Consider the following 25087-nt stretch of genomic DNA (forward strand, 5'->3'; position numbering starts at 1 on the left):
AAGCTTGCGGGCGGGCGGCGGCTCAGCCGACGCTGAAGCTGGTGCCGCAGCCGCAGGCGGAGACGGCCTGCGGGTTCTTCACGGCGAAATGGGCGCCGATCAGCGCCTCCGTCCAATCCAGCTCCGCCCCCGCCAGCAGGTCCAGGCTGACGGGATCGACGAAGACGCGAGCGCCGCCCTGTTCCACCACCAGGTCATCGGCGGCCGGCGCATCCTCCAGCCCGAACTTGTACTGGAAGCCGGAACAGCCGCCGGCATCCACGGCGAGCCGCAGCCCCGCATGGGGCTTGCCCTCGCGCGCCGCGATCTCCGCCACCTGCTGGGCGGCGCGCGGCGTCACGCGGAAGGCGGTGCTGATATTCGTGTCCATGGGGCCCGGTACTCCTTGCCTCCGAAGATAGGACGGTCGCCGCCGGGTTTCCACGCCCGCGGCGATGTTGCCGCGGCGCGCCGCCCGGTGCTACGGCCTGTCGGATGGACCCGACGCGGCTTCCGGACGGCCTGGCCCCTTGGGCGGTCAGGGCCAGCGATTCGCGCGGCCGGCTGCATGCCGAGCCCGCCGGCGGCGCACGTTCGCCCTTCCAGCGCGACCGCGACCGCATCATCCACGCGACCGCCTTCCGGCGCCTGCAATACAAGACCCAGGTCTTTGTCTATCACGAGGGCGACCATTTCCGGACGCGCCTGACCCACAGCCTGGAAGTGGCGCAGATCGCGCGCTCCGTCGCCCGCGAACTGGCGCTGGAGGAAGACCTGGCGGAGGCGCTGGCGCTGGCCCATGACCTCGGCCATCCCCCCTTCGGCCATGCGGGGGAGGATGCGCTGGACGCGGCCATGAAGCCCTATGGCGGCTTCGACCACAATGCGCAGTCCCTGAAGGCCGTGACGCTGCTGGAAACCCGCTACGCCGGATTCGACGGGCTGAACCTGACCTGGGAGACGCTGGAGGGCCTGGCCAAGCACAATGGCCCGCTGCGGCGGCCTTCCCCCTACATCGTCGAATATGACCGGCTGCATCCGCTCGACCTCACCAGCCATGCGAGTGCCGAGGCGCAGGTGGCCGCGCTGGCGGATGACATCGCCTACAACAACCATGACCTGGATGACGGCGTGAAGGCCGGGCTGTTCACGCTGGAGGAAGCGGCGACGCTGCCCCTGGTGAAGACCGCCTTTGAGGAGGCGAAGCGCCAGCACCCGGCCCTGCCGAAGGACCGCGCGACCAGCGAGGTGGTGCGCCGCGTCATCAATGCCATGGTGAATGACGTGGTGGCGGAAACGCGCCGCCGCATCGCCGCGCTGCAGCCGAAGACGGCGGCCGATATCCGCGCGCATGACCGGCCGGTGGTCGCCTTCTCCGACGCCATGATGGAGGCGAACAACGACCTCCGCGCCTTCCTGTTCCAGCGGATGTACCGCCACTGGCGCGTCAACCGCACGACGCAGAAATGCAAGCGGGCGCTGCAGGTGCTGTTCAGCCTGCTGCATGGCGAACCGCGCCTCCTGCCGCCCTGGTGGCAGGAAAAAGCCGGCGAGCCGGGCAGCCAGGCCGCCGCGCGCGCGGTATGCGACTACCTCGCGGGCATGACGGACCGCTATGCGCTCGAGGAGCACAAGCGCCTGACCGACCCGACCATTCCCGGCTGACGAGACAGCGATGGCGCCAACAGACCCGGTATCCCTGAACGGGGACGAGCCCACGTTAGACACGCAATCACTTTTTGCCATCATGTTCCCAAACGCAAATATGCGCCAAGCGGAGATGCTTTCATCAAAACGGCGCTTTGTTCATTATACCTCAGCAGAAGCGGCCGTTAAAATAATTCGGACAAAAACGGTGTGGCTTCGCAATGTCAGGGTAATGAACGATTCTAGCGAAGTTCAGCACGGGCTGGAGTGTTTGGTTGACGCGTGGGGCGGGCCATGCGCCGCTGGTATAAAGTCGGTTCTGGAGGCGCTTCATCCAGGCGGCCTGGATCGGTTTCATGCTTTCTTTGATGGTGCGGTTTGGGCGCTAAAGCATGAAACCTATATTATTTGTCTTTCCGAGCACATACCCGAAACAGAGGACCGTCTTGGTCGCTTATCGATGTGGCGCGCTTACGGGCGTAGCGGCGGCGTTGCGTTAGTCATGAATACAGCGCCATTTTTCGGTGATAGCGACGCGTTGAAGGCATATACTACGCCAGTCGCGTATTTTTCGAAGGACGAATTCGCTGCAGAAATTGAGCGGTTATCGAATTCGATGGTAGAGAATATTTCGCAGCTTAAAAAGCTTAATGAAAGTCATTTTCATCATCTAGTTTTTTCCGCTTTTCGCTTTGCACTGCTTAGCGCAAAACATCCTGGGTTTCGTGAAGAGCGAGAGTGGCGAGTTGTTCACAATCCCACTCTCGATAAATCCGAAAAGGTTCAAATCGAGATCGAAATCGTCAACGGAATTCCGCAGCCTGTGTGTAAAATCCGGCTAGAGAATGACAGTAGCGTCGGCCTGTTGGGTCTCGAGCTAAACGAGCTCCTTGACCGTGTAATAATTGGGCCGACAGCGTATCCCGGCCCGATGTTCACGGCTTTCTGCACTCTCCTGCGCGAGGCTGGGGTTTCAGAGCCAGAAAGCCGCGTATTTGTTTCCACCATCCCCGTTCGCTAGGCTCACATCCGCAATGACCCCGACTAACGACCTCTTCGCCACCATGCGCGCCCATGTGGTGGAGGCGCTGGCGGCGCTGCTGCCGGAATTGCCGCCGGACAGCTTCGCCCGCGTGCTGGTGGAGCCGCCGCGCGACGCCGCGCATGGCGACATGGCAACCAATGCCGCGATGGTGGTCGCCAAGGCCGCGAAGATGGCGCCGCCCAAGCTGGCGGCCGCGCTGTGCGAGAAGCTGGCCGCGCTGCCCGTCATCGTCTCCGCCACGCCGGCCGGGCCGGGCTTCGTGAACATCAAGCTGACCGAGGATTTCGTCCGCGGCGTGGTGCCCGCCGTGCTGGCCGCCGGGCCGGCCTATGGCGATGGCCCGAAGCGGGACGGGGGGCCGGTCAATGTCGAATACGTCTCCGCCAACCCGACCGGGCCCATGCATGTCGGCCATTGCCGCGGCGCCGTCGTCGGCGATGCGCTGGCGCTGCTGCTGCGCAAGGCGGGCTTCGACGTGACGCGGGAATACTACGTCAACGATGCCGGCGCGCAGGTGCTGGCGCTCGCCTATGCCGCCTATTGGCGATACCTCCAGGCGCTGGGCACGACGATGACGGAGGAGGACTACGCCGCCGCCACGCCATCCGGCCTGCAATATCGCGGCGACTACCTGGTCCCCGTCGGCGTCGCGCTGCGCCAGATCTTCAAGGACACGCTCTCCGGCCCTGGCGCGACCCCGGCCGATCCCTCGCTGTGGCTCGACACGGTGCGGGACTTCACGGTGGAGGCGATGATGTCCGCCATCCGCGACGACCTCGCGGCGCTTGGCGTGCAGCACGACGTCTTCATCAGTGAGCGGCAGGTGGTGGCCGAGGGCTGGCTGGAGAAGGCGGAGGCCGCGCTGACGGCCAAGGAGCTGATCTATACCGGCGTGCTGGAGCCGCCGAAGGGCAAGACCCCGGATGACTGGGAGCCGCGCCCGCAGGTGCTGTTCCGCGCCACCCAGTTCGGCGACGACGTGGACCGCCCGCTGCGGAAATCCGACGGCTCCGGCACCTATTTCGCCAATGACGTGGCCAACCACCTGGCCAAGATCGATCGCGGCTTCCCGCAGCTGGTCCAGGTCTGGGGCGCCGACCATGGCGGCTACGTCAAGCGCATGCAGGCCGCCGTCGCGGCGCTGTCGGACCGCAAGGTCTCGCTGGACGTGGTGCTGACGCAGATCGTCCACGTCATGAAGAACGGGGAGCCCGTGCGCATGTCGAAGCGCGCCGGCACCTACATCACGCTCCGCGACCTGATCGACGAGGTGGGGAAGGACGCCGTCCGCTTCACCATGCTGACGCGCAAGGCCGATGCGCAGATGGAATTCGACCTGGACAAGGTGGTGGAGCAGAGCCGGGACAACCCCGTCTTCTACGTCCAATACGCCCATGCCCGCTGCCGGTCGGTGCTGCGCCAGGCCGGGGACCCGGCGCTGGCCGAGCTGGCGGCGGCGCCGCTGGCCAGCCTGGTGGACCCGGCCGAACTCGCCCTGATCCGCCGCATGGCGGGCTGGCCGCGCACCGTTGAAGCCGCGGCGGTGGCGCGGGAGCCTCACCGAATCGCGTTCTTTCTCCAAGACTTGGCCAGCGATTTTCATGTATTGTGGAACAGGGGGCGTGACGATTCCACGTTGCGCTTCATCCGGGCGGAGGAGCCGGAGGCGACACGGGCGCGGTTGGCGCTGGTGGCGGCCACGGCGACCATCCTCCGCTCCGGCCTCGCGGTCATGGGGGTGGAACCCGTCGAGGAGATGCGATGAGCGACGCGATGGTGCCTTCCTATCGCCTGCACCGGCCGGCCTCCGCCGTGCCATGGAGCATGATCGCCATGGCGGGGGGGGTCCTGGCCTTCATCGCCGCCGGCGCGGCGGGGTGGTGGGCGATCCAGCGCATCAGCACCCGCAGCGTCCCGCTGGTGGAGGCGGATCCGAGGCCCTTCAAGGTCCGGCCCAGCGATCCCGGCGGCCTTCGCGTCCCGAACCAGTCCGAACTCGTGCTCGAACGGCCCGGCCAGCGCGCCCAGGGCAATGCCGCCACCACCCGCGCGCCCGGCCTGGCGCCGGAAGCCGAGGCGCCGAATATCGGCGGCCTCCGCGCCGCCGTGGCGCCGCCGCCCGTGGTCGCCCCCGCACCGACCTGGCCGCCCCAGCCCCCGGCCCGCCCGGGGCAGGTGGTGCCCGGCCAGAACGCCCCCGGTGCCGCAGCACCCGGCGCCGCGACGCCGCCGGCCGCCGCCACGCCGCCCGCTTCGCAGGCTCCCGCTTCGCAGGCCCCCGCTTCGCAGACGCAGGCGCCCCAGGCCGCCGCGCGCCAGGCCGCGCCCGCTGCCACCCCGCCGGCCCCGGCCGCCGCCTTGCCCGCCGCCGCCGTCACGCCGCCCGCCCGCCCCGCCGGGGCCGGCCGCGTCCAGGTGCAGATCGCCGCCCTGACCAGCGAGGAGAGCGCCCGCGCCGAATGGGACCGCGTCGCCCGCCGGGCGCCGGAGCTGTTCCAGGGCCGCAGCCCCGCCGTGACGCGGCTGGACCGGGACGGCCAGGCGCCGCTCTTCCGCCTGCGCACCGGCGGCTTCGCGGACCAGGACGCGGCGCGCGAATTCTGCGAGCAGGTCCGCGCCCGCGGCGCCACCTGCATCCCGGTCCGCTGAGGGCGCCATGACCCCACTCGCCGCCGTGGTCGGCATCGCCGGCCCGGTGCTCTCGGCGGAGGAGGCGGCGCTGTTCCGCCGCCACCGCCCCGCCGGCGCCATCCTGTTCCGCCGCAACGTCGAAAACCCGGCGCAGCTGCGCGCCCTGGCCGATTCGCTCCGCACCGAATTGGGGGCGGAGGCGCCGATCCTCATCGACCAGGAAGGCGGCCGTGTCGCGCGGCTGCGCCCGCCCCACTGGCCGGAATTCCCCCCCGCCGCGACCTTCGAGGGCCGGCCGGAGACGACCGCGGAGGCGAATGCCGCCCTGATCGGCATGGCCTGCGCGGAGGCCGGGCTCGACGTGGTCTGCGCGCCCCTGCTGGACCTGCGCCTGCCCGGCATGCACCAGGTGATCGGGGACCGCGCCTTCTCCGCCGATCCGGCGGAGGTCGCGCGCCTCGGCGCCGCCTGGATCAGCGGGCTGCGGCAATCCGGCTGCATCCCCGTCATCAAGCACATCCCCGGCCATGGCCGCGCCCGCGTGGACAGCCATGAGAGCCTGCCGGTGGTGGAGGCGGACCGCGCCACCCTGGCGCCGGATATCGAAGCTTTTCGTCAGATCTGCGCCGATGGCGGTGGCGACGGGCTCTGGGCCATGACGGCGCATATCCTCTACAGCGCGCTCGATGCCCGGCTGCCCGCCACGCTGTCGCCCACGCTGATCCGGGACGTGATCCGGGGCGAGATCGGCTTCGATGGCGTGCTGGTCTCCGACGACCTGGCCATGGGCGCCATGGCCGGGCTGTCCAACGACCTGGCGGGCGACACGGTGCGGGCGGGCTGCGACCTGGTGCTGCATTGCACGGGGGTGCTGGCGGAGACCGCCGCCATCCTCTCGGCCTGCCCGGCCCTGGCGGAGGACGCCGCCCGCCGCCTGGCCGCCGCCCGGGCCGCGACGGCCGCCGCCGCCCGGCCGCTGAACCCCGCGGCGCTGGTCGCCGCCCGGGACGCCCTGCTGGCCGTCACCTCGTGACCGGGGAATGGGTGGGCGAGATCGCGGCGATCGCGCTCGCCGCCATCCTCGCCATCACGCTGCATGAGGCCGCGCACGGCTTCGCGGCCAAGGCGCTGGGGGACAGCACGGCGGCGGAGATGGGGCGGGTCAGCCTCAACCCGATCCGCCACATCGACCTGGTCGGCACCATCCTGCTGCCGGCCTTCCTGCTGGTGTCGCAGCTGCTGACCATCGGGCGGGTGGAGGCGATGTTCGGCTGGGCCAAGCCGGTGCCGGTGAACATCTGGCGGCTGCGCAACCCGCGCTGGGGCATGGTGCTGGTGGCGGCGGCGGGGCCCGCCATCAACTTCGCGCTTGCCTGGGGCTTCGGCCTCGCGGCCCATGGGGTGACGGCGCTGGCCGATTCGCTGCCGGAAGACGGCACGGAATGGCTGCTGCGCTTCATCGCATTGAGCATGCTCTACAACGTGATCCTCGCCTGCTTCAACCTGCTGCCGCTGCCGCCCCTCGATGGCGGGCGCATCCTGGTCGGCATCCTGCCGGCGCCGCTGGCGCGCGCGGTGGCGGGGCTGGAGCGGTTCGGCCTGCTGATCGTCATCGGCCTGGTCTTCGTGCTGCCGCACCTGATCACGGGCTTCGATCCGCTGGGCGCGCTGATCCGCAACGTGGCGCTGCCGGTGCTGCGCTTCATGTTCATGCTGGCCGGACACGGGGGCTGAGGATGGCGGATCCGGTGCTGCACCTGCGGCTGGATGGGTATGAGGGGCCGCTCGACCTGCTGCTGGACCTTGCGCGGTCGCAGAAGCTCGACATCGCCAGCATCTCCATCGTGGCGCTGGTGGACCAGTACCTGGCGGTGATCGAGCAGGCGCGCGGGATGCGGCTGGAATTGCAGGCGGAATGGCTGGTCATGGCCGCCTGGCTCGCCTGGCTGAAATCCCGCCTGCTGCTGCCGAAGGAGGAGACGGCGGAGCAGGAGGACCCGGAGGCGATCGCCGCCCGCCTGACCGACCGGCTGGCGGAGCTGGAGGCGATGCGCGCCGGCGCCGCCTGGCTGCAGGCCCGCCCGCAGCTGGGGCGCGAAATCTTCGCCCGCGGCGCGCCGGAGAACCTGACGGTGGAGGACCGCTCCGGCATCCGCGCCGACCTGGCATCGCTCTGCCAGGCCTATGCGGCCGCCCGCCGCCGGGCGCTCGCGCAGCGGCCCTATCGCCCGAAACCCCGAAAGCTGTTCACGGTGCAGGAGGCGATCCAGCGCCTGAGCCAGGTGCTGGGGGAATTGCCCTCCTGGGCCGTGCTGCAGCGCTTCATGCCGGATGACGCGGCGCTGGACCCGGTGGAGCGGCGGGCGGCCCTTGCCAGCACGCTCATCGCAGGCTTGGAGATGGCCCGCGGCGGCGCGCTGGAGTTGCGCCAGGACCGGGCCTTCGGCCCCATCCTGCTGCGCCGCGCGGAGGCCGTGGAGGGTCAGCGGGATGTGCGCGCCGCCTGAGGAGGAGGGGGAGGGGGAACCCGTGCTGGTTCCCGATGCGATCGAGGCGCCCCCCGCCGTGACGGCGGAGGCCATCCGCATCGCCGAGGCCCTTCTCTTCGCCACGGACCGCCCGCTGGCGCCCGCCCGGCTGCAACAGGTGCTGCCGGAAGGCCAGGCCGCCGATGCCGTGCTGGCCGAACTCGCGATCCTGCTGGATGGCCGCGGCGTGACGCTGGTGGAGGTCGCCGGCGGCTTCGCGCTGCGCACCGCGCCGGAACTGGCGCCGGCCCTGACCCGGGTGGTGGAGGTGCCGAAGCGCCTGCCCCGCGCGGCGATGGAGGCGCTGGCCGTGATCGCCTGGCACCAGCCCGTGACGCGGGCGGAGATCGAGGAGATCCGTGGCGCCAGTCTCTCTCAGGCCACGCTGGAATCGCTGCTGGAACACGGCCTGGTCGCGCCGCGCGGGCAGCGGGAGGTGCCGGGGCGGCCGACGCTGTGGGGCACCACGACGCGCTTCCTGGAGCAGTTCGGCCTGAAGTCGCTGCGCGACCTGCCGCGGCGGGAGGAGCTGGTCAGCGCCGACGCCGCCGCGCCGCTGCTGGCCGCGATGCAGGCGCCGAAGGAACCGGAAAAGCCGGCCGATCCGCCGGGCGAGGCCCCCACCCCTTGAGCATCCGATTCGAGGGCGTCTCCCATGCCTATCCCGAGCGCGGCCAGGTGCTGCGCGGGCTCGACCTCGATGTGGGGCCGGGGGAGATCCTCTGCCTGCTCGGCCCCTCGGGCTGCGGGAAGACCACGCTGCTGCGCCTGGCCTCCGGCCTCGAACCCCTCCAGGCCGGGCGGATCACGCTGGGCGGGCAGCTGATCGCGGAGCCGGGGCGGGAGACGCCGCCGGAAGGCCGCGGCGTCGGCTTCGTCTTCCAGGACTACGCGCTGTTCCCCCATTTGACGGTGGAGGAGAACGTCGCCTTCGGGCTGCGCTTCATTCCCCGCGGCCAGCGCAAGTGGCGGATCATGGACGCGCTGGCCCGCGTCGGCCTGGAAGGCTACGCGGCCGCCTGGCCGCACATGCTGTCCGGCGGCCAGCAGCAGCGGGTGGCGCTGGCCCGGGCGCTGGCGCCGCGCCCCGCCGTGCTGTTGCTGGACGAGGCCTTCGCCAGCCTCGATGCCAGGCTGCGGGAACAGGTGCGGGACGACACGCTGCATGTCCTGCAGGAAGCCGGCATCGCCACCCTGATCGTGACGCATGATGCGGAGGAGGCGATGTTCATGGCCGACCGCATCGCGCTGATGAATGCCGGGCAGATCGAGCAGCTCGGCACCCCCGCGGAACTCTACCTGACCCCCGCCAGCCGCTTCGTCGCGACCTTCCTGGGGGAGGTGAACGTGCTTCCCGCCCGGGTCCATGCCGGGCGGGCGGAGACGCCGATCGGCACGGTCCCGGCCCCCGCCGCGCTCGGCAACCAGCCCGTGCAGGTGCTGCTGCGGCCGGAAGGGCTGCGGGTGATGACCGCGCCCTCCGCCGATGGCCCCGCGGCGCCGCTGGCCGGCGACCTCTCGGGCTGCGGCGCGGTGGCGGAGGTGGAGGCCTGCCGGCTGCTCGGCGCCACCACGCTCGTGCATCTCGCGGTGCCGGACGGGCAGGGGGCGCTGCTGCACCTGCATGCCCGGCTGCCCCCCGGGGTGTGGCTGGCGCGGGGGGAGAAGGTCTCCGTCGCGATGGATCCGCAACGGGCCTTCGTATTCCCGGCCGAGGCTCCCTAGATAAGGGCTGCCGTCATCGGCGCCGGATTGGCGCGACGCGGCGATCCTGCTAACGGGATGGGCCCGCAGGCCGGCACGATGCGCGGCGCGGGAATGGGGAAGAATGCTCGGTCTCGACTGGTCCGAACTCGCGCTGATCGCGGTGGTCGCGGTGGTCGTCATCGGCCCCAAGGACCTGCCCGATGCCGTGCGCGGAATCGCCAAGGGCATCCAGAAGCTCCGCCGCATGGCCGGGGAGTTCCAGGGCCAGGTGGATGAGGTGGTGCGCGAGGCGAAGCTGGAGGATGTGCGGAACTCGATCAACGAGATCCGCAACTTCAACGTCCGCGACATCGTGGAGAAGGAGATCGACAAGGACGGGTCGATCCGGAAGACCTTCACGGAGGACCCGATCGGCAACCCGCTGCGGGATGCCTTCGCCCCCGATGCCGGCCATGGCGCGGCCGTGACGCCGCCGCCCGCCGCCGTGCCGCCCGCGCCGCCGCCGCCCGTCGCGCCCGCCTTCGTGCCGCCCGGCACGCTGCCGCCCCTGCCGGAGCCGCCGCCCCCGCCCGCCGCCGTGGTGCCGCCCGCCTTCGTGCCGCCGGCCGCCATCCCGCCGGCGACCGCCACCCCGGCACCGGTGACCACACCCGCGCCGCCTTCCGCCACCGCCTGAGACAACGGATCCCCCCCGTGCCGCGCGATCCGGACGACCATATCGACGACAAGCCGATGCCGTTGATCGAGCACCTCATGGAGCTGCGCACGCGGCTCATGTGGTCGATCGGCGCCTTCATCATCGCCTTCGCCGTCTGCTACTACTTCTCCACCCAGATCTACGGCTTCCTGGCCGCGCCGCTGGCGGACATCCTGCACGCGCAATCCGGCGGCGCCGACCGGCGCATGATCTTCACCGCGCTGTACGAGGCCTTCTTCACCTACCTGAAGGTCGCCTTCTTCGGCGCAACCTTCTTCAGCTTCCCGATGTGGGCCACGCAGCTCTGGCTGTTCATCGCGCCCGGCCTGTACCGGAGCGAGAAGAAGGCGATCATGCCCTTCCTCATCGCCTCCCCCTTCCTGTTCATCGCGGGCGCGGCGCTGGCCTACTACTTCATCTTCCCGCTGGCCTGGAAATTCTTCATCTCCTTCGAGACGCCGGCCGATGCGGGGTCCATCCCCATCCAGCTGGAAGCCAAGGTCAGCGAATACCTCTCGCTGGTCATGCACATGATCCTGGCCTTCGGCATCGCCTTCCAGCTGCCCGTGCTGCTGACGCTGATGGCGCGCGTGGGCATCGTGACGGTGGATGGCCTGCGCAAGGGCCGGCGCTACGCGATCGTCGGCATGTTCGTCGTGGCCGCCATCATCACGCCGCCCGACATCATCAGCCAGATCGGCCTCGCGGTGCCGCTGATCCTGCTCTACGAGATCTCGATCCTGGCCGCGGTCTGGATGGCGCCGAAGCCGCCGAAGGACGAGGCGAGCAGTTGACGCAGGCCTGAAGGGGGCTTCGGCCCCCGCGCTGCTTCCACTCTCTCTCGCTGACCGATCGGCCCCGAGGGGCCTGCCATCAGGGGCTGCTTCCCATGCATGACATCAAGCTGGTGCGCGCCAACCCCGCCGCCTTCGACGCCGCGCTCGCCCGCCGCGGCGCGCCGCCCGCGGCGGCGGAGGCGCTGCGCCTCGATGACCTCCGCATCGAGGCCATCCGCATCACCCAGGCCGCGCAGACCACGCGCAACGAACTCTCCCGCCAGATCGGCGCCGCCATGAAGCGCGGCGACGCGCAGGAGGCCGAGCGCCTGAAGGCCGAGGTGAAGGCCGCCGTCGATGCCGCCGCCGCCGCGACGCCGGAGGTGCATGAGGCCGCGCGCGACGCCATCCTGGCCGCGCTGCCCAATGTGCTGGACGAGGCGGTGCCGGAGGGCCTGGACGAGAGCGCCAATGTCGTCCTGCACACCCATGGCGCCCCGGCCAACCACGCCTTCGCGCCGAAGCAGCATTTCGAACTCGGCGAAGCCTTCGGGATGGATTTCGCGAACGCCGCCAAGCTGGCCGGCACGCGCTTCACCATCCTGCGCGGGCCGCTGGCGCGCCTCGAACGCGCGCTCGGCCAGTGGATGCTGAACCTGCATGTGGAACAGCACGGCTACACGGAAGTCTCCGTGCCGCTTCTGGTCAACGACGCCACCATGTACGGCACCGGCCAGCTGCCGAAGTTCAGCGAGGATCTGTTCCGCACCACCGATGGCCGCTGGCTGATCCCGACCGCGGAAGTGCCGCTGACCAACCTGGTGCGCGGCGAGATCCTGGCCGAATCCGCGCTGCCGATGCGCCTGACCGCGCTCTCCCCCTGCTTCCGGAGCGAGGCGGGATCGGCCGGGCGCGACACGCGCGGCATGCTGCGCCAGCACCAGTTCCCGAAGGTGGAGCTGGTCTCCATCTGCCTGCCGCAGGACAGCGAGGCGGAGCATGAGCGCATGACCGCCTGCGCGGAGCGGGTGCTGACCGATCTCGGCCTGACCTGGCGGCGCATCGTGCTCTCCGCCGGCGATACCGGCTTCGGCGCGGCCAAGACCTATGACCTGGAGGTCTGGCTGCCCGGCCAGCAGGCCTGGCGGGAGATTTCCTCCTGCTCCAACTGCCGGGACTTCCAGGCAAGGCGGATGGATGCGCGCTACCGCCCGGCCGGCGCCAAGGGCACGGAGTTCCTGCACACGCTGAACGGCAGCGGCGTCGCCGTGGGCCGTGCGCTGATCGCGGTGCTGGAGACCTTCCAGCAGGCCGATGGCAGCGTGCTGGTGCCGGAGGTGCTGCGCCCCTGGATGGGCGGGGTGGAGATGCTGCACCCCGGCTAAGGGGTGCAGCCTGGATTCACTCGCCCGGGATCGGGGCGGGCTTGGGCCGCCGGCTCTGGTCCAGCCAGATCAGCACCACGGCGCCGAACATGGCGAACCAGACGCCATAGAAGGGCTGGCCGAGCAGCGAGAGCGCCAGCGTCATGACGGCGCAGAGGGCGATGGTCGGCCAGGGGTAGCGCCCCACGACACCCGTCAGCAGGGTGTAGGGCAGCAGCAGGATACGCATCACGGTCGGGGGGATCCTTCGCGGACCCCTCGCCACCGGAAGGGCGGCCGGACGGATGCGCCCCGCACCCTCCGCCGCCGGGGCGCCGGGCACAAGGCAATTCGGCGCGTGCCGGCCCGGCCGCGCGAAACAGGGCGAAACCGCCCGCCATCGACAGGCCGCGCCGGCGGGGTCCAGGCTGCGGCTTCCGACGGCAGGAGGCCCGGCATGGCATCGGTGGAGTTGCGGGTGCTCGACACGCGCATCGGCGCGCGGTTCAAGCGGCCGCGCGGCAGCGACATCATCGTCGGCACGGCCACCACGCTGGCGCGGCTGTTCGAACGGGTGACGGCGACGCTGGGCAGCAACAAGCTCTCCCGCCTGTCGGTCTGCTGCCATGGCTACGAAGGCGGCGTGGCGGATGACCGGATGGCGATGTCGCGCATGGGCGGCGGCTTCGGGCTGCAGCTCGGCCAGGATGACCTGACCTTCGACACGGTCGGCGCCTTCAACCTGCTGTCCGGCAAGTTCGCGGCCGGCGGGCAGATGGACATCTATGCCTGCGCGGCGGCGGAGGACAGCTCCAGCACCGGCTTCACCGGCAATGGCCGCCTGCTGATGCGGGAGCTGGCGGGGCAGATCAACGCCACCGTCCGCGCCTCCGATTCCATCCAGACCTACAATGCCGGCGTCGTCACCACGACCATCTTCGGCATCCCCGTCTACAGCGAGTATGAGGGCGTCGATTTCGGGGAGTGGGAGGGCAATGTCTGGCTCTTCCTGCCCGATGGCAGCCGCCGGCAGGACCGGCGCCCGGGACGCGGGGTGAGCTGAGGGCGGGGCGCCGGGCCTGCCGGCGCCCCTTCGCGGTCAATCCCCCGCGGCGACGCCTTCGTCGATGGCGCGCGGATGCGTCGTCTCGTCCACCCAGATCAGGACCATGGAGGAGAGCAGCGCGGCGCAGACGCCGACCACGTCATGGCCGGTGAAGAAGCCGGCGGGCGTGAGGAGCGCGCTGATGATGATCGTGGGCCAGGGGTAGCGGCCGATCGTTCCGAAGATCAGGCCGAAGGGGGCATAGAGGGCAGCCATCAAGGCCGTGGTCCTTTGGAGCTCGGCAGGCCCGGCAGCCACCCCGCTGGTGGGAACGCGGACCCTGCGCCCCGGACGCTCACGCCGCCGAGAGGATGAGGCAAGGGAGTTATCCAAACCCATCGCCGAATTCACCCAAGGGTCAGCCAAGGGCGCCAATCTGCAATGAAGCGCGGTTTCTGCTGAGTTTTGCGTAACTTCGCGGCAGGCTTGGCCTCATCTGCCGGCCCGGCGGCCTCAGGCGACGGGGGCGAAGCGGCAGACTCCCTCCTCCCGCCACCAGCGCGGGGTGGGGTTCCAGTCATGGTGGTCCAGGCCGGGGGCGGCGGTATCGATGGCGCGCTTGCGCAGGCGTTCGAAGCGGGTGGCGTTCTCGGCCTCCGGCAGCGTGTATTGCCGGCCCCAGCCGCGTTCCATGTCCCGCGCGCCGAGCCCCGCGGAGAGCATCGCCTGGCGCCGCACCAGGTAGTCCAGGCCGAGATACTTGTAGTGCAGCAGCAGCAGCTCGTCCCGCTCCGGGCAGACCAGGTCGCCGGTGGGCGTCGCGGCATGCCGGCCGGGGGCGAAGCGCGTCTCCCGCAGCCGGTCCGGGGCGAAGAGGCTGAGCTTGTTCATGCCCTTGAAGGCCGTGCCCCAGGTCAGCGCCTGGCAGAGCGTGGTGTCCGGGGGCGGGAATTCGGTGGCCACCATCTGGTAGCCCAGCGCCGGCACCATGCTGACCCCGGCCGCCTGGCAGCGGGCGAGGTAGCCCGGCAGGTCCGGATGGTGCAGGTGTTCGTCGATGGCGGTGATGACGACCCAATCCGCCCGGCCGCGGCTTTCCTTCCAGGCCGTGTCGTGCAGCCGCTGGGCGGATGCCACGAAGCTGTCCGGCACCACCCGCCGGAAGCGCCGCACCTCCACCCGCCCATGCCGGGCGAGGATGTCGAGCGTGCCGTCCGTGCTGCCATCGTCATAGACGATGTAGCGTTCCACCCAGGGGTCGTAGTGGCGGAAGAAGAAGCCGAGCTGCGCTTCCTCGTTGAGGGACTGGGTGTAGAGGTGCACGCGCATCACCGGGCCTCCCGCATGATCCGGGCCGGATGGCCCGCGACGAGCGCGCCGGCCGGCACGTCCCGCCGCACCACCGCGCCGGGCGCGACGATGGCCCCGGCGCCGATCCGCACCCCCGGCGCGATGACGGCGCCCGCGCCGATCATCGCGCCATCGCCCAGCGTGACCTGGCCGGCCAAGGTCGCGCCGGGGCCCACCGAGGCGAAATCCCCGATCGCCGCATGGTGGCCGATGCCGGCGCCGCGGTTGAGCAGCGCGAAGCGGCCGATCCGGGCCAGCGCGCCGACCAGCACGCCCGCATTGGCGTAGCTCCCCTCCGCCCAGCTGGCGGAGGCCGCATGGGTGCCGGAGGGGTCCCGCAGCGGCGCGGCGGGGCGCAGGCCGAGCGCCAGCGCCTCCTCCACCGCCGCCCGGCGATGGGCGGGGGTGAAGAGGGGGCAGGCGAAGGCGGCGCCGCGCAGCGCGGGCGGCAGGGCCGCGGCATCGGCCAGCAGCGCGGGGTCCAGCGTATAGGCCGGGCCCGCCCGGTTGCGGATGGAGGCCAGGAGGCGCAGGCCGAGCCTGGCCGCCGTCTCCTCCATGTCCACCGCCAGCGGGCCGCCGGCGGCGAAGATGAGGAGCGCGCCCCGCGCCGCCGCCTCAGCCATCCAGCCGGACGCCGAGGCGCCCCGCCATCTCCTGCACGAATTGCCAGGCGACGCGGCCGGACCGGCCGCCGCGCGTGACGGACCATTCGACGGCGGCCTTGCGCAGCTCCTCCTGCCCCAGCGGCAGGCCGAAGGTGGCGGCATAGCCCTCGATCATCGCGAAGAAGGTGTCCTGGTCGCAGTTGTGGAAGCCGATCCAGAGGCCGAAGCGGTCGCTGAGCGACACCTTCTCCTCCACCGCCTCGCCGGGGTTGATGGCGGTGCTGCGCTCATTCTCGATCATGTCGCGGGACATGAGGTGGCGGCGGTTGGAGGTGGCGTAGAACAGGACATTGGCGGGCCGGCCCTCGATGCCGCCATCCAGCACGGATTTCAGCGCCTTGTAGTCCGCGTCCTCGCGCTCGAAGGACAGATCGTCGCAGAAGACCAGGCAGCGGCGCTTCTGGGCGCGCAGCACGTTCAGCAGGTCCGGCAGGGTGCGGACATCCTCCCGCTGGATCTCCACCAGCGCCAGGCTGCCCGGATTCTCCCGGTTCGCGGCGCCATGCGCGGCCTTGACCAGGGACGACTTGCCCATGCCGCGCGCGCCCCAGAGCATGGCGTTGTTGGCGGGCAGGCCGCGGGCGAAGCGCAGCGTGTTCTCCAGCACGATTCCCTTCTGCCGATCGACGCCCTGCAGCAGCGCGATGTCCACCGCGGCCACGCGCGGCACCGGCGCCAGCCGCGCGGGCGGGCCGGGATGCCAGACGAAGGCGTCGGCCCCCTGCAGGCTCGGCGCCGGCGGGGGCGGGGGGGCCAGGCGTTCCAGCGCCTCCGCGATACGGGTCAGGGTGGGGAGGAGGGCATGCGGATCGGACAAGGCGGTGGCCCCGGTTGGTCAGCGGATGAAGGGGAAAGGCGCGGGAACCTAGGGCAATATGCGCCGGGATGAAATCATCCGGGCCCGGTTCCTGCCCGCGATCCAGGGACGCCCGCGCCCGGCGGCGGGCGGCGTGCGCCGGGCCGGGGCGGGTGCCGGCCGCCCCGCTGCCCGCCCCGCTGCCCGCCCCGCTGGCCGCCCCGCTGCCCGCCGATGCGCGCGGGCGCTTGGCCGCCGCGGGAAGTCCAGGCTATCTAGCGCGCCGAAGCGCCGTCCCGCGGCGCAAGCCCCCCAAGAAAGCCGGACGCACCGATGTTCATCTCGCCTGCCTACGCCCAGACCGCCGATGGCGGCACGGCCGCCGTCATCATGCAGCTGCTGCCGCTGATCCTGATCTTCGCGGTCTTCTACTTCCTGCTGATCCGGCCCCAGCAGAAGAAGATGAAGGAACACCGCGCGCTGCTCGGCCAGCTGAAGCGCAACGACAAGGTCGTCACCGCCGGCGGCATCGTCGGCACCATCTCCAAGGTCCGCGACGACAGCGACGAGATCGAGGTGGAGATCGCCCCCGGCGTGCGCGTGACGGTGGTGCGCGGCACCATCGCCAGCGTGGTGAAGCCGCCGGAGCCGGCGAACGACACCAAGGCCTGAGGGCACCCGTTGGTGCCAGGGGGGCGGGCCGCAAGGTCCGCCCCCTTTTTCATGCGCGCATGGCGGCCCTTCGGAGGCATGCGCCCCGCGCGCGGGACAGGGTCCGGCCCGGGTGGCAGAAGGGGCGCCCATCCGAGGAGTGCGACCATGGCCGAACCGAAGACCCTGCTGCAGCTGGCCGGCGCCAGCCTGGCCCCGCCCGCGCTGGCGGAGGCGGTGCTGCTGGTGATCGACGCGCAGGGCGAATACCGCACCGGCCGCCTGCCGCTGGAGGGCATCGAGGAATCGCTGCCCGTCCTGGCCGCCCTGGTCGCCCGCGCCCGCGCCGGCGGCGCCGTGGTGATCCATGTCGCGCATAAGGGCCGCGCCGGCGGGCTGTTCGACCGCGATGCCGCGGGCGGCGCCATCCTGGCCGAGGTCGCGCCCGCGGAGGGCGAGGCGGTGGTGGAGAAGCCGCTGCCCAACGCCTTCGCGGGCACGGACCTGGCGCAGCGCCTGGCCGCCATCGGCCGGAAGGAGCTGATCGTGGCGGGCTACCAGACGCATATGTGCGTCAGCTCCACGGCGCGGGCGGCGCTCGACCTCGGCTATCGCGTGACGGTGCCGCATGATGCCTGCGCGACGCGGGCGCTGCCCGATGCGCTGGGCGGGCCCGCCATCAGCGGCGCGGCGATCCACCGCCACGCTTTGGCCGAATTGGCGGACCGTTTCGCCGTGGTGCTGCCGGCGGCGTCGATCGGCTGAGGGCACGAAAAAGGGCGCCGGATCGCTCCGGCGCCCCCATCGCTTGGACCCTTGAAGGGTTCAGGCCGCCTGGCCGCTGCTCAGGCCGCCCTTGTCCATCAGCCCCTCGACCACTTCCCAGTCCACGAGCTTGTTCAGGAAGTTGTCGAGGTAGTTCGGGCGGACGTTGCGGAAATCCAGGTAGTAGGCGTGCTCCCACACATCCACGCCGAGGATCGGCGTGCCCTCGCCCGTCGCGACGGGGTTGGAGCCGTTCGGGGTCTTGGTGACCTTCAGCTTGCCGTCGGCGCCGATGATCAGCCAGGCCCAGCCGGAGCCGAACTGCGTCACGCCGGCCTGCTTGAAGGCCTCCTTGAACGCGGCGAGGCCGCCGAGATCGCTGTCGATCTTCGCGGCCAGCTTGCCCGGCAGCTTGTCGCCGCCGCCCTTGGGCGACATCACCTGCCAGAACAGGATGTGGTTCCAGTGCTGGCCGGCCTGGTTCAGCACGGGCAGGCCGTCGGCGCCGGCCTTGCCGGCTTCGGCCACGATCTGCTCCAGCGTCTTGCCGGCCAGGCCCTTGGATTCGATCAGGCCGTTCAGCGCCGTCACATAGGCGTTGTGGTGCTTGCCGTGATGGAGCTCGAGCGTCTCCTGGCACATGCCCTGGCCCGCGAGGGCGTTGGTGGAATAGGGCAGGGGCGGCAGGCTGAAGGGCATGGGGGACTCTCCCGTTGGAGGTTCTTGCCCCCGTGTCGTGCCGGAGGCCGGCGTCTGACCTAGGCGTGGTGGGAGGGAGCGTCAACCGCACCTGCCCACGCTTGCCCGTGCTGCGCGGGACGGTCATCAAGCCGCCATGGCCGATGCCCCGCTTTCCCCGATCGCCGCCTTCACCCGGGCGCATGACCCGGACCGCTTCCTGGCGGCGCTGTTCATGCCGCAGGCGGCGCGGGAGGCCTTCTTCACGCTGATTGCCTTCAACCACGAACTCGCCCGGGCGCGCGAAGCCACCACCAACCCCGTCGCGGCGCTGATCCGCCTGCAATGGTGGCGCGATGCCGTGGCGGAAGCCGCCGCCGGCCAGCCGCCCCGGCGGCATGAGGTGGCGGCGCCGCTGCATGCCGCGATCGTGTCCGGCGCGCTGGCGGCGGATGACCTGCTGGGCCTGGTCGATGCGCGGGAGCCGGAGACGGAGGAGGAGGGCATCCCGACGCGGGAGGCCTTCGGCGCCTATCTCCGCGCCGGGGCCGGCGGCTTCGCGGTGGTGGCCGGGCGGCTGGCGGGCGCGCCGGCGGAGTCGCTGCCGCTGCTGCAACGCCTCGGCGCCCTGCAGGGCCTGGCCGGGGTGCTGCGCAGCGTGCCGGCCCATGCCGCCCAGGGCCGCTGCCTGCTGCCGCGGGACGCGCTGGCGGAAGCGGGGCTGGCGGCGGAGGCGGTGATCGCCGATCCCGCCTTGGCCGCGCCGCTGCTGCGCGCCCTGGCGGAGGAAGGCGGCAGCCTGATCGCCAGGGCGATGGCGGAGCCCCTGCCGCGCGCCGCCCTGCCCGCGGCGCTGCCCGCCGTGCTGGCGCGGCGGGACCTGGCGCGGCTGGCGGCGGGGCGGCCGGTGCCGCGCCCGCGCGGGGCGGGGGACCGCCTGGCCGTCACCTGGGCCGCCTTCCGCGGGCGGCTCTGACCATGCGACGCTGGCGGGGATGATCGACGCCATCCTCCACCAGACCGCGGATGCGGAGGCCTACCTCCCGATGCTGTCGGCGACGCTGCCGGCCAACCGGGAATTCTGCCGCCGCCACGGCATCCGGCTGGAGGCCTTCATCGGCATCCGCCGCGGCTGCCACCCCTGGCACGCCGCCTTCAACCGCCTGGCCTTCCTGCGGGACCGGCTGGCGGAGGGGTTCCGCGGCTGGGCGATCTACCTGGATGCCGACGCCTTCGTGGCCGAGATGGACTTCGACATCGGCGCCTACCTGGCCGCGCGGGCGGGCAGCGCGCTGGTCGTGCCGCCCGGGGCGGGCCGCGGCGACTGGGACGTGAACAGCGGCGTCATGCTGTGGAACTTCGCGCAGGCGCCGGCGCGCCTGATGGCGGAGCGCTGGATCGCGCTGTTCGATGCCATCCCCGATGCCGCGCTGCGCCAGGCCGCGGCCTGGGACGAGGTGGAGAACGACCAGCGCCTGCTGCACCGGGTGCTGCAGGCCGACCCGGCCCTGACCGCCACGATCCACCGGGAAAGCGACCAGCTGATCGGCTACCAGCACAGCCGCTTCATCAAGCAGTTCGTGCGCAACGAGGTGCATACGCAGGAACAGCGCGTGCTGCGCATCGCCCGGCAGGTGGCGATCAGCCTGCGGCGGGCAGGGGTCGCGCCCGTGGTGGACGCCGCCCAGGTGATGGCGGCGCATGAGCTGCTGACCGGCGCGCCGCCGCCGACGCTGGAGGCCGCCTTCGCGGCGCTGGAGGCGCCGGACCTGCCCGCGCTGGCGGCGCGGCTGCGCGGGGCGTAGCGCCATTCCCAGCCGATCCGGTGGCGTGGCATGCTGCGCGCAACGAACGGGAGAAGCCACGCCATGCCGAACCGCCGCGCCCTGCTGGCCGCGCCGCTGCTGATGCTGCCCGTCGCCGCCCGCGCCCAGGCTGCCCCCGCCATCTTCGCCGCCGGCGCCACCAAGCATGCGGTGGAGGAATTGCAGGCGCTGGAGCGTGCCGCCGGCCGCCCCGTGCCCAGCGCCGCCTTCGACACCGTCGGCGCCTTGCGCGACCGCATCCTGGGCGGGGAACGCCCCGCCGTGACGCTGCTGTCCGCCGAGGCCGTGGCCGCGATCCAGGCCCGCGGCATCGGCCCCGCCGATGGCGCGCTGGATGTGGGGCGCACGGGCGTCGCCCTCGGCGCCCCCGCCGGGCGCCCGGTGCCCGACATCGCGACGCCCGAGGCCTTCCGCGCCGCGCTGCTGGCCGCCGACAGCATCGCCTATGCCGACCCCGCCCGCGGCGCGACGGCCGGCCGCCACGTGGCCGCGGTGATCGAACGCCTGGGCCTGACGGAGGCGCTGCGGCCGAAGCTGCGCCTGGTGTCCTTCGGCGTGGAGGGCGTGACGATGGCGAGCCGGGGCGAGGTCTCGCTTGCCTTCAGCCAGGCCACCGAGATCATCGACCGCCCCGGCGTGCAGCTGGTGGGGCTGCTGCCGGAGGCGCTGAACCTCTGGACCGTCTATCGCGCCGCCATCGTGCAGGATGGCGCGGAGGCGCGGGCGCTGCTGGCGCTGCTGTCGGGCGAGGCCGCGCGGGCGGCCTATGCGCGGATCGGCTTCCGGCCGGTGTGACGCGGCGGCGTCACGCCTTCTTCCGCCGCTTTGCCACCACCGGCGCCGCCACCGCGCCGTCCCGCGCCAGGATCGGCTTCAGGAAGCGCCCGGTATGGCTTTCCGGCGCTTCCGCCACCTCCTCCGGCGTGCCCTGCGCCACGATGCGCCCACCGCCCTCGCCACCCTCGGGGCCGAGGTCGAGGATCCAGTCGGCGGTCTTGATGACCTCCAGATTGTGCTCGATCACCACCACCGTGTTGCCCTGCGCCACCAGCGCGTGCAGCACTTCCAGCAGCTTGCGCACATCCTCGAAATGCAGGCCGGTCGTGGGCTCGTCGAGGATGTAGAGCGTGCGGCCGGTGGCGCGGCGCGACAATTCCTTCGACAGCTTGATGCGCTGCGCCTCGCCGCCCGACAGCGTCGTCGCCTGCTGGCCGAGATGGATGTAGCCGAGGCCGACATCGCGCAGCACCACCAGCTTGTCGCGGATGGAGGGCACGGCGGAGAAGAACTCCACGCCTTCATCCACCGTCATGTCGAGCACATCCGCGATCGACTTGCCGCGGAACTTCACATCCAGGGTTTCGCGGTTGTAGCGCTTGCCCTTGCAGGTGTCGCAGGTGACGTAGACGTCGGGCAGGAAGTGCATCTCGATCTTCAGCACGCCATCGCCCTGGCAGGCCTCGCAGCGGCCGCCCTTGACGTTGAAGCTGAAGCGCCCGGCCTGGTAGCCGCGGGCGCGGCTTTCCGGCATCTCCGCGAACCAGTCGCGGATCGGGCCGAAGAGGCCCGTATAGGTCGCGGGGTTGGATCGCGGCGTGCGGCCGATCGGCGACTGGTCGATGTCGATGATCTTGTCGAGGTGTTCGAGGCCCTCGATCCGCTCATGCGGGCCGGGCACCTCGCCGCTGCCCATCAGGCGGCGGGACGCGGCCTTGAACAGCGTCTCGATCACCAGGGTGGACTTGCCGCCGCCGGAGACGCCGGCGACGCAGCAGAAGGTGCCGAGCGGGATCTCCGCCGTCACGTCCTTGAGGTTGTTGCCCCGCGCGCCGACGACGCGGATGACGCGCTTCGGGTCGATGGGCCGGCGCGTGGCCGGCATCGGGATGCGGCGCGCGCCGGAGAGGTATTGGCCGGTGACGCTGTCGGGATGCGCCTCCACCTCCTTCGGCGTGCCCTGCGCGATCACGCGGCCGCCGCCCTTGCCGGCGGCGGGGCCGATATCGATCAGGTGGTCCGCGCTGCGGATCGCATCTTCGTCATGCTCCACCACCAGCACCGTGTTGCCGATGTCCCGCAGGCGCCGCAGCGTCTTCAGCAGGCGTTCATTGTCCCGCTGGTGCAGGCCGATGCTGGGTTCGTCCAGCACATAGAGCACGCCGGTCAACCCGCTGCCGATCTGGGACGCCAGGCGGATTCGCTGCGATTCGCCGCCCGACAGCGTGGCGGAGGAGCGGCCGAGCGAGAGGTAGTCCAGCCCCACATCCACCAGGAACTGCAGCCGCTCCTCGATCTCCCGCAGGATGCGGCGGGCGATCTCCTGCCGCTGCGGCGTCAGCGTCGGCATCACCTGCGCGAACCAGTCCCGCGCCTTGCGGATCGACAGGTTGTTGACCTGCCCGATGTGGCATTCCGCCACCTTCACCGAGAGGCTTTCCGGCTTCAGGCGATGGCCCTGGCAGGCGGGGCAGGGGCGGTCGGCCTGGTAGCGGGAGAGGTCCTCCCGCACCCAGGGGTTGTCGGTCTCGCGGTAGCGGCGCTCCAGGTTCGGGATCACGCCCTCGAAGGGCTTCTTCACGTCATAGGCGCGAAGCCCGTCCTTGTATTTCAGCGTGACGATTTCGCTGCCCGTGCCGGTCATCACGACGGAGCGGAAGGCCTTGGGCAGGTCCGCCCAGGGCGTCGTCATCGCCACCTTGTAGTGCCGTGCCAGGCTTTCCAGCGTCTGGTCGTAATAGGGCGATGACGCGCCGGACCAGGGCTGCACCGCGCCATCCTTCAGCGACTTGCTGTCATCCGGCACCACCAGCATCGGGTCGAAGAAGGACTGCGTGCCGAGCCCGTCGCAGGTGGGGCAGGCGCCCTGCGGGCTGTTGAAGCTGAACAGCCGAGGCTCGATCTCCTCGATCGTGAAGCCGCTGACGGGGCAGGCGAATTTCTGGCTGAAGACGGTGCGCTTCTGGTCATCCGCGCCCTCGGCATAGGCGACGCCGTCCGCCAGTGCGAGCGCCGTCTCCAGGCTGTCCGCCAGCCGGCTTTCGATCCCCTCCCGCACCACGATGCGGTCCACCACGACCTCGATGTCGTATTTCAGCTTCTTGTTGAGCGCCGGCACCTCGCCGACCGCATAGAGCGTGCCGTTGACCTTGACCCGTTCGAAGCCGCGCCGCTGGAACTCCTGAAAATCCTTCTTGAACTCGCCCTTCTTGCCCTTGGCGACCGGGGCCAGCAGTAGAAGGCGCGTGCCCTCCGGCATGGCCATGATGCGGTCCACCATCTGGCTGACCGTCTGCGCCTCGATCGGCAAGCCCGTCGCGGGGGAGTAGGGCACGCCGACCCGCGCCCAGAGCAGGCGCATGTAGTCATGGATCTCCGTCACCGTGCCGACGGTCGATCGCGGGTTGTGGCTGGTGGTCTTCTGCTCGATGGAGATCGCGGGCGACAGGCCCTCGATGCTGTCCACATCCGGCTTCTGCATGAGCTGGAGGAACTGCCGCGCATAGGCGCTCAGGCTTTCCACGTAGCGGCGCTGGCCCTCCGCATAGATGGTGTCGAAGGCCAGCGACGACTTGCCGGACCCCGACAGCCCCGTCACCACCGTCAGCGTATCGCGCGGGATGTCGATATCGATGTTCTTGAGGTTGTGCTCCCGCGCGCCGCGGACGCGGATCAATCCGCTCATGGGGTCACCGATCGGTCTGGATGGGCCGGAAGGGCACCGCCCCGCGGAGTCGGGACGGCGTTCGCGTCTTGTTCTAGATGATGCGAAGCCCTATAGGTAGTCCCGCATCGAGAATTGCCAGAGTGCCGGGGCGCGGCGCGTCACGCATGGCTGGCCTGTGGCGTGCCCTGCGCTATAGGGTTCGGCCAAGGATACGAGGGGTGCCGCCATGGCTGGAGTGAACAAGGTTATTCTCGTGGGGCGCCTCGGCCGCGACCCGGAAGTGCGCAACTTCCAGAATGGCGGCCGCGTGGTGAACCTGCGCCTGGCCACCAGCGAGCGCTACAAGGACCGCGAGGGCAACCAGCAGGAGCGGACGGAGTGGCACTCCGTCGCCATCTTCAACGAGAAGCTGGGCGAGATCGCGGAGAAGTACCTGCGCAAGGGCTCGGAGGTCTATGTCGAGGGCCAGCTCGAGACCCGCAAGTGGCAGGACCAGTCGGGCCAGGACCGCTACACGACGGAGATCGTGCTGCGCCAGTTCCGGGGCGAGATCGCGCTGCTGGGCGGCCGCGGCACGGGCGGTGAGATGGGCGACCCCGGCGAGGGCGGCGGCGGCTATGCCGGCGGCGGCGGGGGTGGTGGCGGCGGCTATGGCGGGGGCGGCGGTGGCCGTTCCGCCGGTGGCGGCGGCCGGTCCTCCGGCGGCTGGGACAATAGCGGCGGCGGCAGCCGCGCGCCCGCCGGCGGTGGCCGCGGCGGCCCGCCCAAGGGCGGCAGCGACCTGGACGACGACATCCCGTTCTGATCGTGCGGGCCGCGGCGGGGCAACCCGCTTCGCGGGCCCGCCCGCGCCGGGCCATCGCCATCGCGGCGATGGTCCTCGGCGCCCTGGGCAGCATCCCCGTCATCGTCTTCCTGGCGGGGCTCTGGGCCGAGTTCTTCCCGGAGGCCGCCGGCCTGCTGGGCCTGCCGGGGCTGCGGATCGACAAGGCCCCGCCCGGAGCCGGCGGCCCCTCCCTCATCGATCCCCTGCTGCCGCTGCTCAGCGGCGTCGTGGCGCCGACGCTCTTCCTCTGGGGGCTGATGCGCCTGCCGCGTAGCGGGGAGGCCCGCCGCCGGGTCACCGCCTGGGCCTTCGCCGCCTTCTGCCTCGCCACGCCGCTCTTCGTCGGGCTGGTGCTGGCCGTGCCGCTCATCCTGCTGGTGCTGCTGCCCGCGATCGCCGGCTTCCGGCGGGAAGTCCTGCCGCCGCATCGCCCCTGATCGCCGC

Annotated in this window: 28 protein-coding genes; 20 read left to right on the forward strand and 8 right to left on the reverse strand. The window is 71.2% G+C overall.

Annotated features, from left to right (window positions below):
• Nucleotides 1-22 precede the first annotated feature (22 nt).
• Entirely contained in the window at nucleotides 23-370 is a 348-nt protein-coding gene (locus JJI54_RS17280; protein WP_203074254.1) for a HesB/IscA family protein, read from the reverse strand.
• A gap of 104 nt (nucleotides 371-474) precedes the next feature.
• On the opposite strand from JJI54_RS17280, the gene JJI54_RS17285 reads away from it, so the two are divergent.
• The 12 genes from JJI54_RS17285 to serS all read left to right on the forward strand — a co-directional run bounded on the left by JJI54_RS17285 (nucleotide 475) and on the right by serS (nucleotide 12395).
• Nucleotides 475-1644: a deoxyguanosinetriphosphate triphosphohydrolase gene (locus JJI54_RS17285; RefSeq protein WP_203074255.1), complete on the forward strand. Its 1170-nt coding sequence runs from the start codon at nucleotides 475-477 to the stop codon at nucleotides 1642-1644.
• Nucleotides 1645-1654: 10 nt separating this feature from the next.
• Nucleotides 1655-2647: a DUF2971 domain-containing protein gene (locus JJI54_RS17290; RefSeq protein ID WP_203074256.1), complete on the forward strand. Its 993-nt coding sequence runs from the start codon at nucleotides 1655-1657 to the stop codon at nucleotides 2645-2647.
• Between the two features lie 13 nt (nucleotides 2648-2660).
• Nucleotides 2661-4436: an arginine--tRNA ligase gene (argS, locus tag JJI54_RS17295; protein ID WP_203074257.1), complete on the forward strand. Its 1776-nt coding sequence runs from the start codon at nucleotides 2661-2663 to the stop codon at nucleotides 4434-4436.
• Nucleotides 4433-5320, forward strand: coding sequence for an SPOR domain-containing protein (locus JJI54_RS17300; RefSeq protein ID WP_203074258.1), 888 nt, complete (start codon nucleotides 4433-4435; stop codon nucleotides 5318-5320). Before argS ends, JJI54_RS17300 begins: the two co-directional genes overlap by 4 nt.
• A gap of 7 nt (nucleotides 5321-5327) precedes the next feature.
• Nucleotides 5328-6335 (forward strand): beta-N-acetylhexosaminidase, encoded by a 1008-nt coding sequence (gene nagZ, locus JJI54_RS17305; RefSeq protein ID WP_203074259.1) that lies wholly within the window; start codon nucleotides 5328-5330, stop codon nucleotides 6333-6335.
• Nucleotides 6332-7036 (forward strand): site-2 protease family protein, encoded by a 705-nt coding sequence (locus JJI54_RS17310; protein WP_203074260.1) that lies wholly within the window; start codon nucleotides 6332-6334, stop codon nucleotides 7034-7036. Before nagZ ends, JJI54_RS17310 begins: the two co-directional genes overlap by 4 nt.
• A 2-nt stretch (nucleotides 7037-7038) precedes the next feature.
• Nucleotides 7039-7809, forward strand: a complete 771-nt coding sequence (locus tag JJI54_RS17315; RefSeq protein WP_203074261.1) for a segregation and condensation protein A — start codon at nucleotides 7039-7041, stop codon at nucleotides 7807-7809.
• On the forward strand, nucleotides 7793-8461 hold the full coding sequence (gene scpB, locus JJI54_RS17320; RefSeq protein ID WP_203074262.1) for an SMC-Scp complex subunit ScpB: 669 nt from the start codon (nucleotides 7793-7795) through the stop codon (nucleotides 8459-8461). The genes JJI54_RS17315 and scpB overlap by 17 nt, the downstream gene beginning before the upstream one ends.
• Complete coding sequence (locus tag JJI54_RS17325; RefSeq protein WP_203074263.1) at nucleotides 8458-9555, forward strand: ABC transporter ATP-binding protein; 1098 nt, start codon at nucleotides 8458-8460, stop codon at nucleotides 9553-9555. Before scpB ends, JJI54_RS17325 begins: the two co-directional genes overlap by 4 nt.
• A gap of 103 nt (nucleotides 9556-9658) precedes the next feature.
• The gene (gene tatB / locus JJI54_RS17330) at nucleotides 9659-10213 is read left to right on the forward strand and encodes a Sec-independent protein translocase protein TatB (RefSeq protein ID WP_203074264.1); all 555 of its coding nucleotides are present in this window, start codon (nucleotides 9659-9661) and stop codon (nucleotides 10211-10213) included.
• 17 nt (nucleotides 10214-10230) lie between these two features.
• Nucleotides 10231-11028 carry a twin-arginine translocase subunit TatC gene (gene tatC, locus JJI54_RS17335; RefSeq protein ID WP_318987526.1) on the forward strand — a complete coding sequence of 266 codons (798 nt, stop codon included), beginning with the start codon at nucleotides 10231-10233 and terminating at the stop codon, nucleotides 11026-11028.
• A gap of 95 nt (nucleotides 11029-11123) precedes the next feature.
• Entirely contained in the window at nucleotides 11124-12395 is a 1272-nt protein-coding gene (gene serS, locus JJI54_RS17340) for a serine--tRNA ligase (RefSeq protein WP_203074265.1), read from the forward strand.
• Nucleotides 12396-12411: 16 nt separating this feature from the next.
• Here serS and JJI54_RS17345 read toward each other — a convergent pair whose 3' ends face one another.
• Complete coding sequence (locus JJI54_RS17345; protein WP_203074266.1) at nucleotides 12412-12627, reverse strand: hypothetical protein; 216 nt, start codon at nucleotides 12625-12627, stop codon at nucleotides 12412-12414.
• 204 nt (nucleotides 12628-12831) lie between these two features.
• Here JJI54_RS17345 and JJI54_RS17350 point away from each other — a divergent pair, with 204 nt between their 5' ends.
• Nucleotides 12832-13437, forward strand: coding sequence for a hypothetical protein (locus tag JJI54_RS17350; protein WP_203074267.1), 606 nt, complete (start codon nucleotides 12832-12834; stop codon nucleotides 13435-13437).
• Between the two features lie 36 nt (nucleotides 13438-13473).
• On the opposite strand, the gene JJI54_RS17355 is transcribed toward JJI54_RS17350, so the two are convergent.
• The 4 genes from JJI54_RS17355 to JJI54_RS17370 all read right to left on the reverse strand — a co-directional run bounded on the left by JJI54_RS17355 (nucleotide 13474) and on the right by JJI54_RS17370 (nucleotide 16254).
• Complete coding sequence (locus JJI54_RS17355) at nucleotides 13474-13695, reverse strand: hypothetical protein (RefSeq protein ID WP_203074268.1); 222 nt, start codon at nucleotides 13693-13695, stop codon at nucleotides 13474-13476.
• 237 nt (nucleotides 13696-13932) lie between these two features.
• Nucleotides 13933-14748, reverse strand: coding sequence for a glycosyltransferase family 2 protein (locus tag JJI54_RS17360; protein WP_203074269.1), 816 nt, complete (start codon nucleotides 14746-14748; stop codon nucleotides 13933-13935).
• Nucleotides 14748-15395, reverse strand: coding sequence for an LbetaH domain-containing protein (locus tag JJI54_RS17365; protein ID WP_203074270.1), 648 nt, complete (start codon nucleotides 15393-15395; stop codon nucleotides 14748-14750). The genes JJI54_RS17360 and JJI54_RS17365 overlap by 1 nt, the downstream gene beginning before the upstream one ends.
• Entirely contained in the window at nucleotides 15388-16254 is an 867-nt protein-coding gene (locus JJI54_RS17370; RefSeq protein WP_203074271.1) for an ATP-binding protein, read from the reverse strand. Before JJI54_RS17370 ends, JJI54_RS17365 begins: the two co-directional genes overlap by 8 nt.
• A 312-nt stretch (nucleotides 16255-16566) precedes the next feature.
• Here JJI54_RS17370 and yajC point away from each other — a divergent pair, with 312 nt between their 5' ends.
• Together yajC and JJI54_RS17380 are read left to right on the forward strand one after the other, a co-directional pair.
• On the forward strand, nucleotides 16567-16905 hold the full coding sequence (gene yajC / locus JJI54_RS17375) for a preprotein translocase subunit YajC (RefSeq protein WP_203074272.1): 339 nt from the start codon (nucleotides 16567-16569) through the stop codon (nucleotides 16903-16905).
• Nucleotides 16906-17052: 147 nt separating this feature from the next.
• Nucleotides 17053-17649: a cysteine hydrolase family protein gene (locus JJI54_RS17380; protein WP_203074273.1), complete on the forward strand. Its 597-nt coding sequence runs from the start codon at nucleotides 17053-17055 to the stop codon at nucleotides 17647-17649.
• 60 nt (nucleotides 17650-17709) lie between these two features.
• On the opposite strand, the gene JJI54_RS17385 is transcribed toward JJI54_RS17380, so the two are convergent.
• Nucleotides 17710-18348 (reverse strand): superoxide dismutase, encoded by a 639-nt coding sequence (locus JJI54_RS17385; protein WP_203074274.1) that lies wholly within the window; start codon nucleotides 18346-18348, stop codon nucleotides 17710-17712.
• Nucleotides 18349-18484: 136 nt separating this feature from the next.
• Here JJI54_RS17385 and JJI54_RS17390 point away from each other — a divergent pair, with 136 nt between their 5' ends.
• From JJI54_RS17390 to JJI54_RS17400, 3 genes are all read left to right on the forward strand, one after another.
• Nucleotides 18485-19303 (forward strand): squalene/phytoene synthase family protein, encoded by an 819-nt coding sequence (locus JJI54_RS17390; protein WP_203074275.1) that lies wholly within the window; start codon nucleotides 18485-18487, stop codon nucleotides 19301-19303.
• Nucleotides 19304-19322: 19 nt separating this feature from the next.
• Nucleotides 19323-20132, forward strand: coding sequence for a hypothetical protein (locus JJI54_RS17395; RefSeq protein ID WP_203074276.1), 810 nt, complete (start codon nucleotides 19323-19325; stop codon nucleotides 20130-20132).
• A 63-nt stretch (nucleotides 20133-20195) separates the two neighbouring features.
• Nucleotides 20196-20948, forward strand: a complete 753-nt coding sequence (locus JJI54_RS17400) for a molybdate ABC transporter substrate-binding protein (RefSeq protein ID WP_203074277.1) — start codon at nucleotides 20196-20198, stop codon at nucleotides 20946-20948.
• A gap of 10 nt (nucleotides 20949-20958) precedes the next feature.
• Here JJI54_RS17400 and uvrA read toward each other — a convergent pair whose 3' ends face one another.
• The gene (gene uvrA, locus JJI54_RS17405; RefSeq protein WP_203074278.1) at nucleotides 20959-23835 is read right to left on the reverse strand and encodes an excinuclease ABC subunit UvrA; all 2877 of its coding nucleotides are present in this window, start codon (nucleotides 23833-23835) and stop codon (nucleotides 20959-20961) included.
• A 208-nt stretch (nucleotides 23836-24043) separates the two neighbouring features.
• Between uvrA and ssb the strand changes: the two genes are divergently transcribed.
• The gene (gene ssb / locus JJI54_RS17410; protein ID WP_203074279.1) at nucleotides 24044-24622 is read left to right on the forward strand and encodes a single-stranded DNA-binding protein; all 579 of its coding nucleotides are present in this window, start codon (nucleotides 24044-24046) and stop codon (nucleotides 24620-24622) included.
• Nucleotides 24623-24690: 68 nt separating this feature from the next.
• A complete protein-coding gene (locus JJI54_RS17415) occupies nucleotides 24691-25080 on the forward strand; it encodes a hypothetical protein (protein ID WP_203074280.1) in 390 nt (129 codons plus the stop codon).
• Nucleotides 25081-25087 lie beyond the last annotated feature (7 nt).

The organism is Falsiroseomonas ponticola (genome assembly GCF_016805305.1).
In the GTDB taxonomy this organism is placed as follows: domain Bacteria; phylum Pseudomonadota; class Alphaproteobacteria; order Acetobacterales; family Acetobacteraceae; genus Falsiroseomonas; species Falsiroseomonas ponticola.

What these genes read in the sequence shown, in the direction of transcription:
- JJI54_RS17280 (WP_203074254.1), bottom strand. Translation starts at nt 370, where the DNA reads ATGGACACGAATATCAGCACCGCCTTCCGCGTGACGCCGCGCGCCGCC.
- JJI54_RS17285 (WP_203074255.1), top strand. Translation starts at nt 475, where the DNA reads ATGGACCCGACGCGGCTTCCGGACGGCCTGGCCCCTTGGGCGGTCAGG.
- JJI54_RS17290 (WP_203074256.1), top strand. Translation starts at nt 1,655, where the DNA reads ATGGCGCCAACAGACCCGGTATCCCTGAACGGGGACGAGCCCACGTTA.
- argS (WP_203074257.1), top strand. Translation starts at nt 2,661, where the DNA reads ATGACCCCGACTAACGACCTCTTCGCCACCATGCGCGCCCATGTGGTG.
- JJI54_RS17300 (WP_203074258.1), top strand. Translation starts at nt 4,433, where the DNA reads ATGAGCGACGCGATGGTGCCTTCCTATCGCCTGCACCGGCCGGCCTCC.
- nagZ (WP_203074259.1), top strand. Translation starts at nt 5,328, where the DNA reads ATGACCCCACTCGCCGCCGTGGTCGGCATCGCCGGCCCGGTGCTCTCG.
- JJI54_RS17315 (WP_203074261.1), top strand. Translation starts at nt 7,039, where the DNA reads ATGGCGGATCCGGTGCTGCACCTGCGGCTGGATGGGTATGAGGGGCCG.
- scpB (WP_203074262.1), top strand. Translation starts at nt 7,793, where the DNA reads ATGTGCGCGCCGCCTGAGGAGGAGGGGGAGGGGGAACCCGTGCTGGTT.
- tatB (WP_203074264.1), top strand. Translation starts at nt 9,659, where the DNA reads ATGCTCGGTCTCGACTGGTCCGAACTCGCGCTGATCGCGGTGGTCGCG.
- serS (WP_203074265.1), top strand. Translation starts at nt 11,124, where the DNA reads ATGCATGACATCAAGCTGGTGCGCGCCAACCCCGCCGCCTTCGACGCC.
- JJI54_RS17350 (WP_203074267.1), top strand. Translation starts at nt 12,832, where the DNA reads ATGGCATCGGTGGAGTTGCGGGTGCTCGACACGCGCATCGGCGCGCGG.
- JJI54_RS17355 (WP_203074268.1), bottom strand. Translation starts at nt 13,695, where the DNA reads ATGGCTGCCCTCTATGCCCCCTTCGGCCTGATCTTCGGAACGATCGGC.
- JJI54_RS17360 (WP_203074269.1), bottom strand. Translation starts at nt 14,748, where the DNA reads ATGCGCGTGCACCTCTACACCCAGTCCCTCAACGAGGAAGCGCAGCTC.
- JJI54_RS17365 (WP_203074270.1), bottom strand. Translation starts at nt 15,395, where the DNA reads ATGGCTGAGGCGGCGGCGCGGGGCGCGCTCCTCATCTTCGCCGCCGGC.
- yajC (WP_203074272.1), top strand. Translation starts at nt 16,567, where the DNA reads ATGTTCATCTCGCCTGCCTACGCCCAGACCGCCGATGGCGGCACGGCC.
- JJI54_RS17380 (WP_203074273.1), top strand. Translation starts at nt 17,053, where the DNA reads ATGGCCGAACCGAAGACCCTGCTGCAGCTGGCCGGCGCCAGCCTGGCC.
- JJI54_RS17385 (WP_203074274.1), bottom strand. Translation starts at nt 18,348, where the DNA reads ATGCCCTTCAGCCTGCCGCCCCTGCCCTATTCCACCAACGCCCTCGCG.
- JJI54_RS17390 (WP_203074275.1), top strand. Translation starts at nt 18,485, where the DNA reads ATGGCCGATGCCCCGCTTTCCCCGATCGCCGCCTTCACCCGGGCGCAT.
- JJI54_RS17395 (WP_203074276.1), top strand. Translation starts at nt 19,323, where the DNA reads ATGATCGACGCCATCCTCCACCAGACCGCGGATGCGGAGGCCTACCTC.
- JJI54_RS17400 (WP_203074277.1), top strand. Translation starts at nt 20,196, where the DNA reads ATGCCGAACCGCCGCGCCCTGCTGGCCGCGCCGCTGCTGATGCTGCCC.
- uvrA (WP_203074278.1), bottom strand. Translation starts at nt 23,835, where the DNA reads ATGAGCGGATTGATCCGCGTCCGCGGCGCGCGGGAGCACAACCTCAAG.
- ssb (WP_203074279.1), top strand. Translation starts at nt 24,044, where the DNA reads ATGGCTGGAGTGAACAAGGTTATTCTCGTGGGGCGCCTCGGCCGCGAC.
- JJI54_RS17415 (WP_203074280.1), top strand. Translation starts at nt 24,691, where the DNA reads ATGGTCCTCGGCGCCCTGGGCAGCATCCCCGTCATCGTCTTCCTGGCG.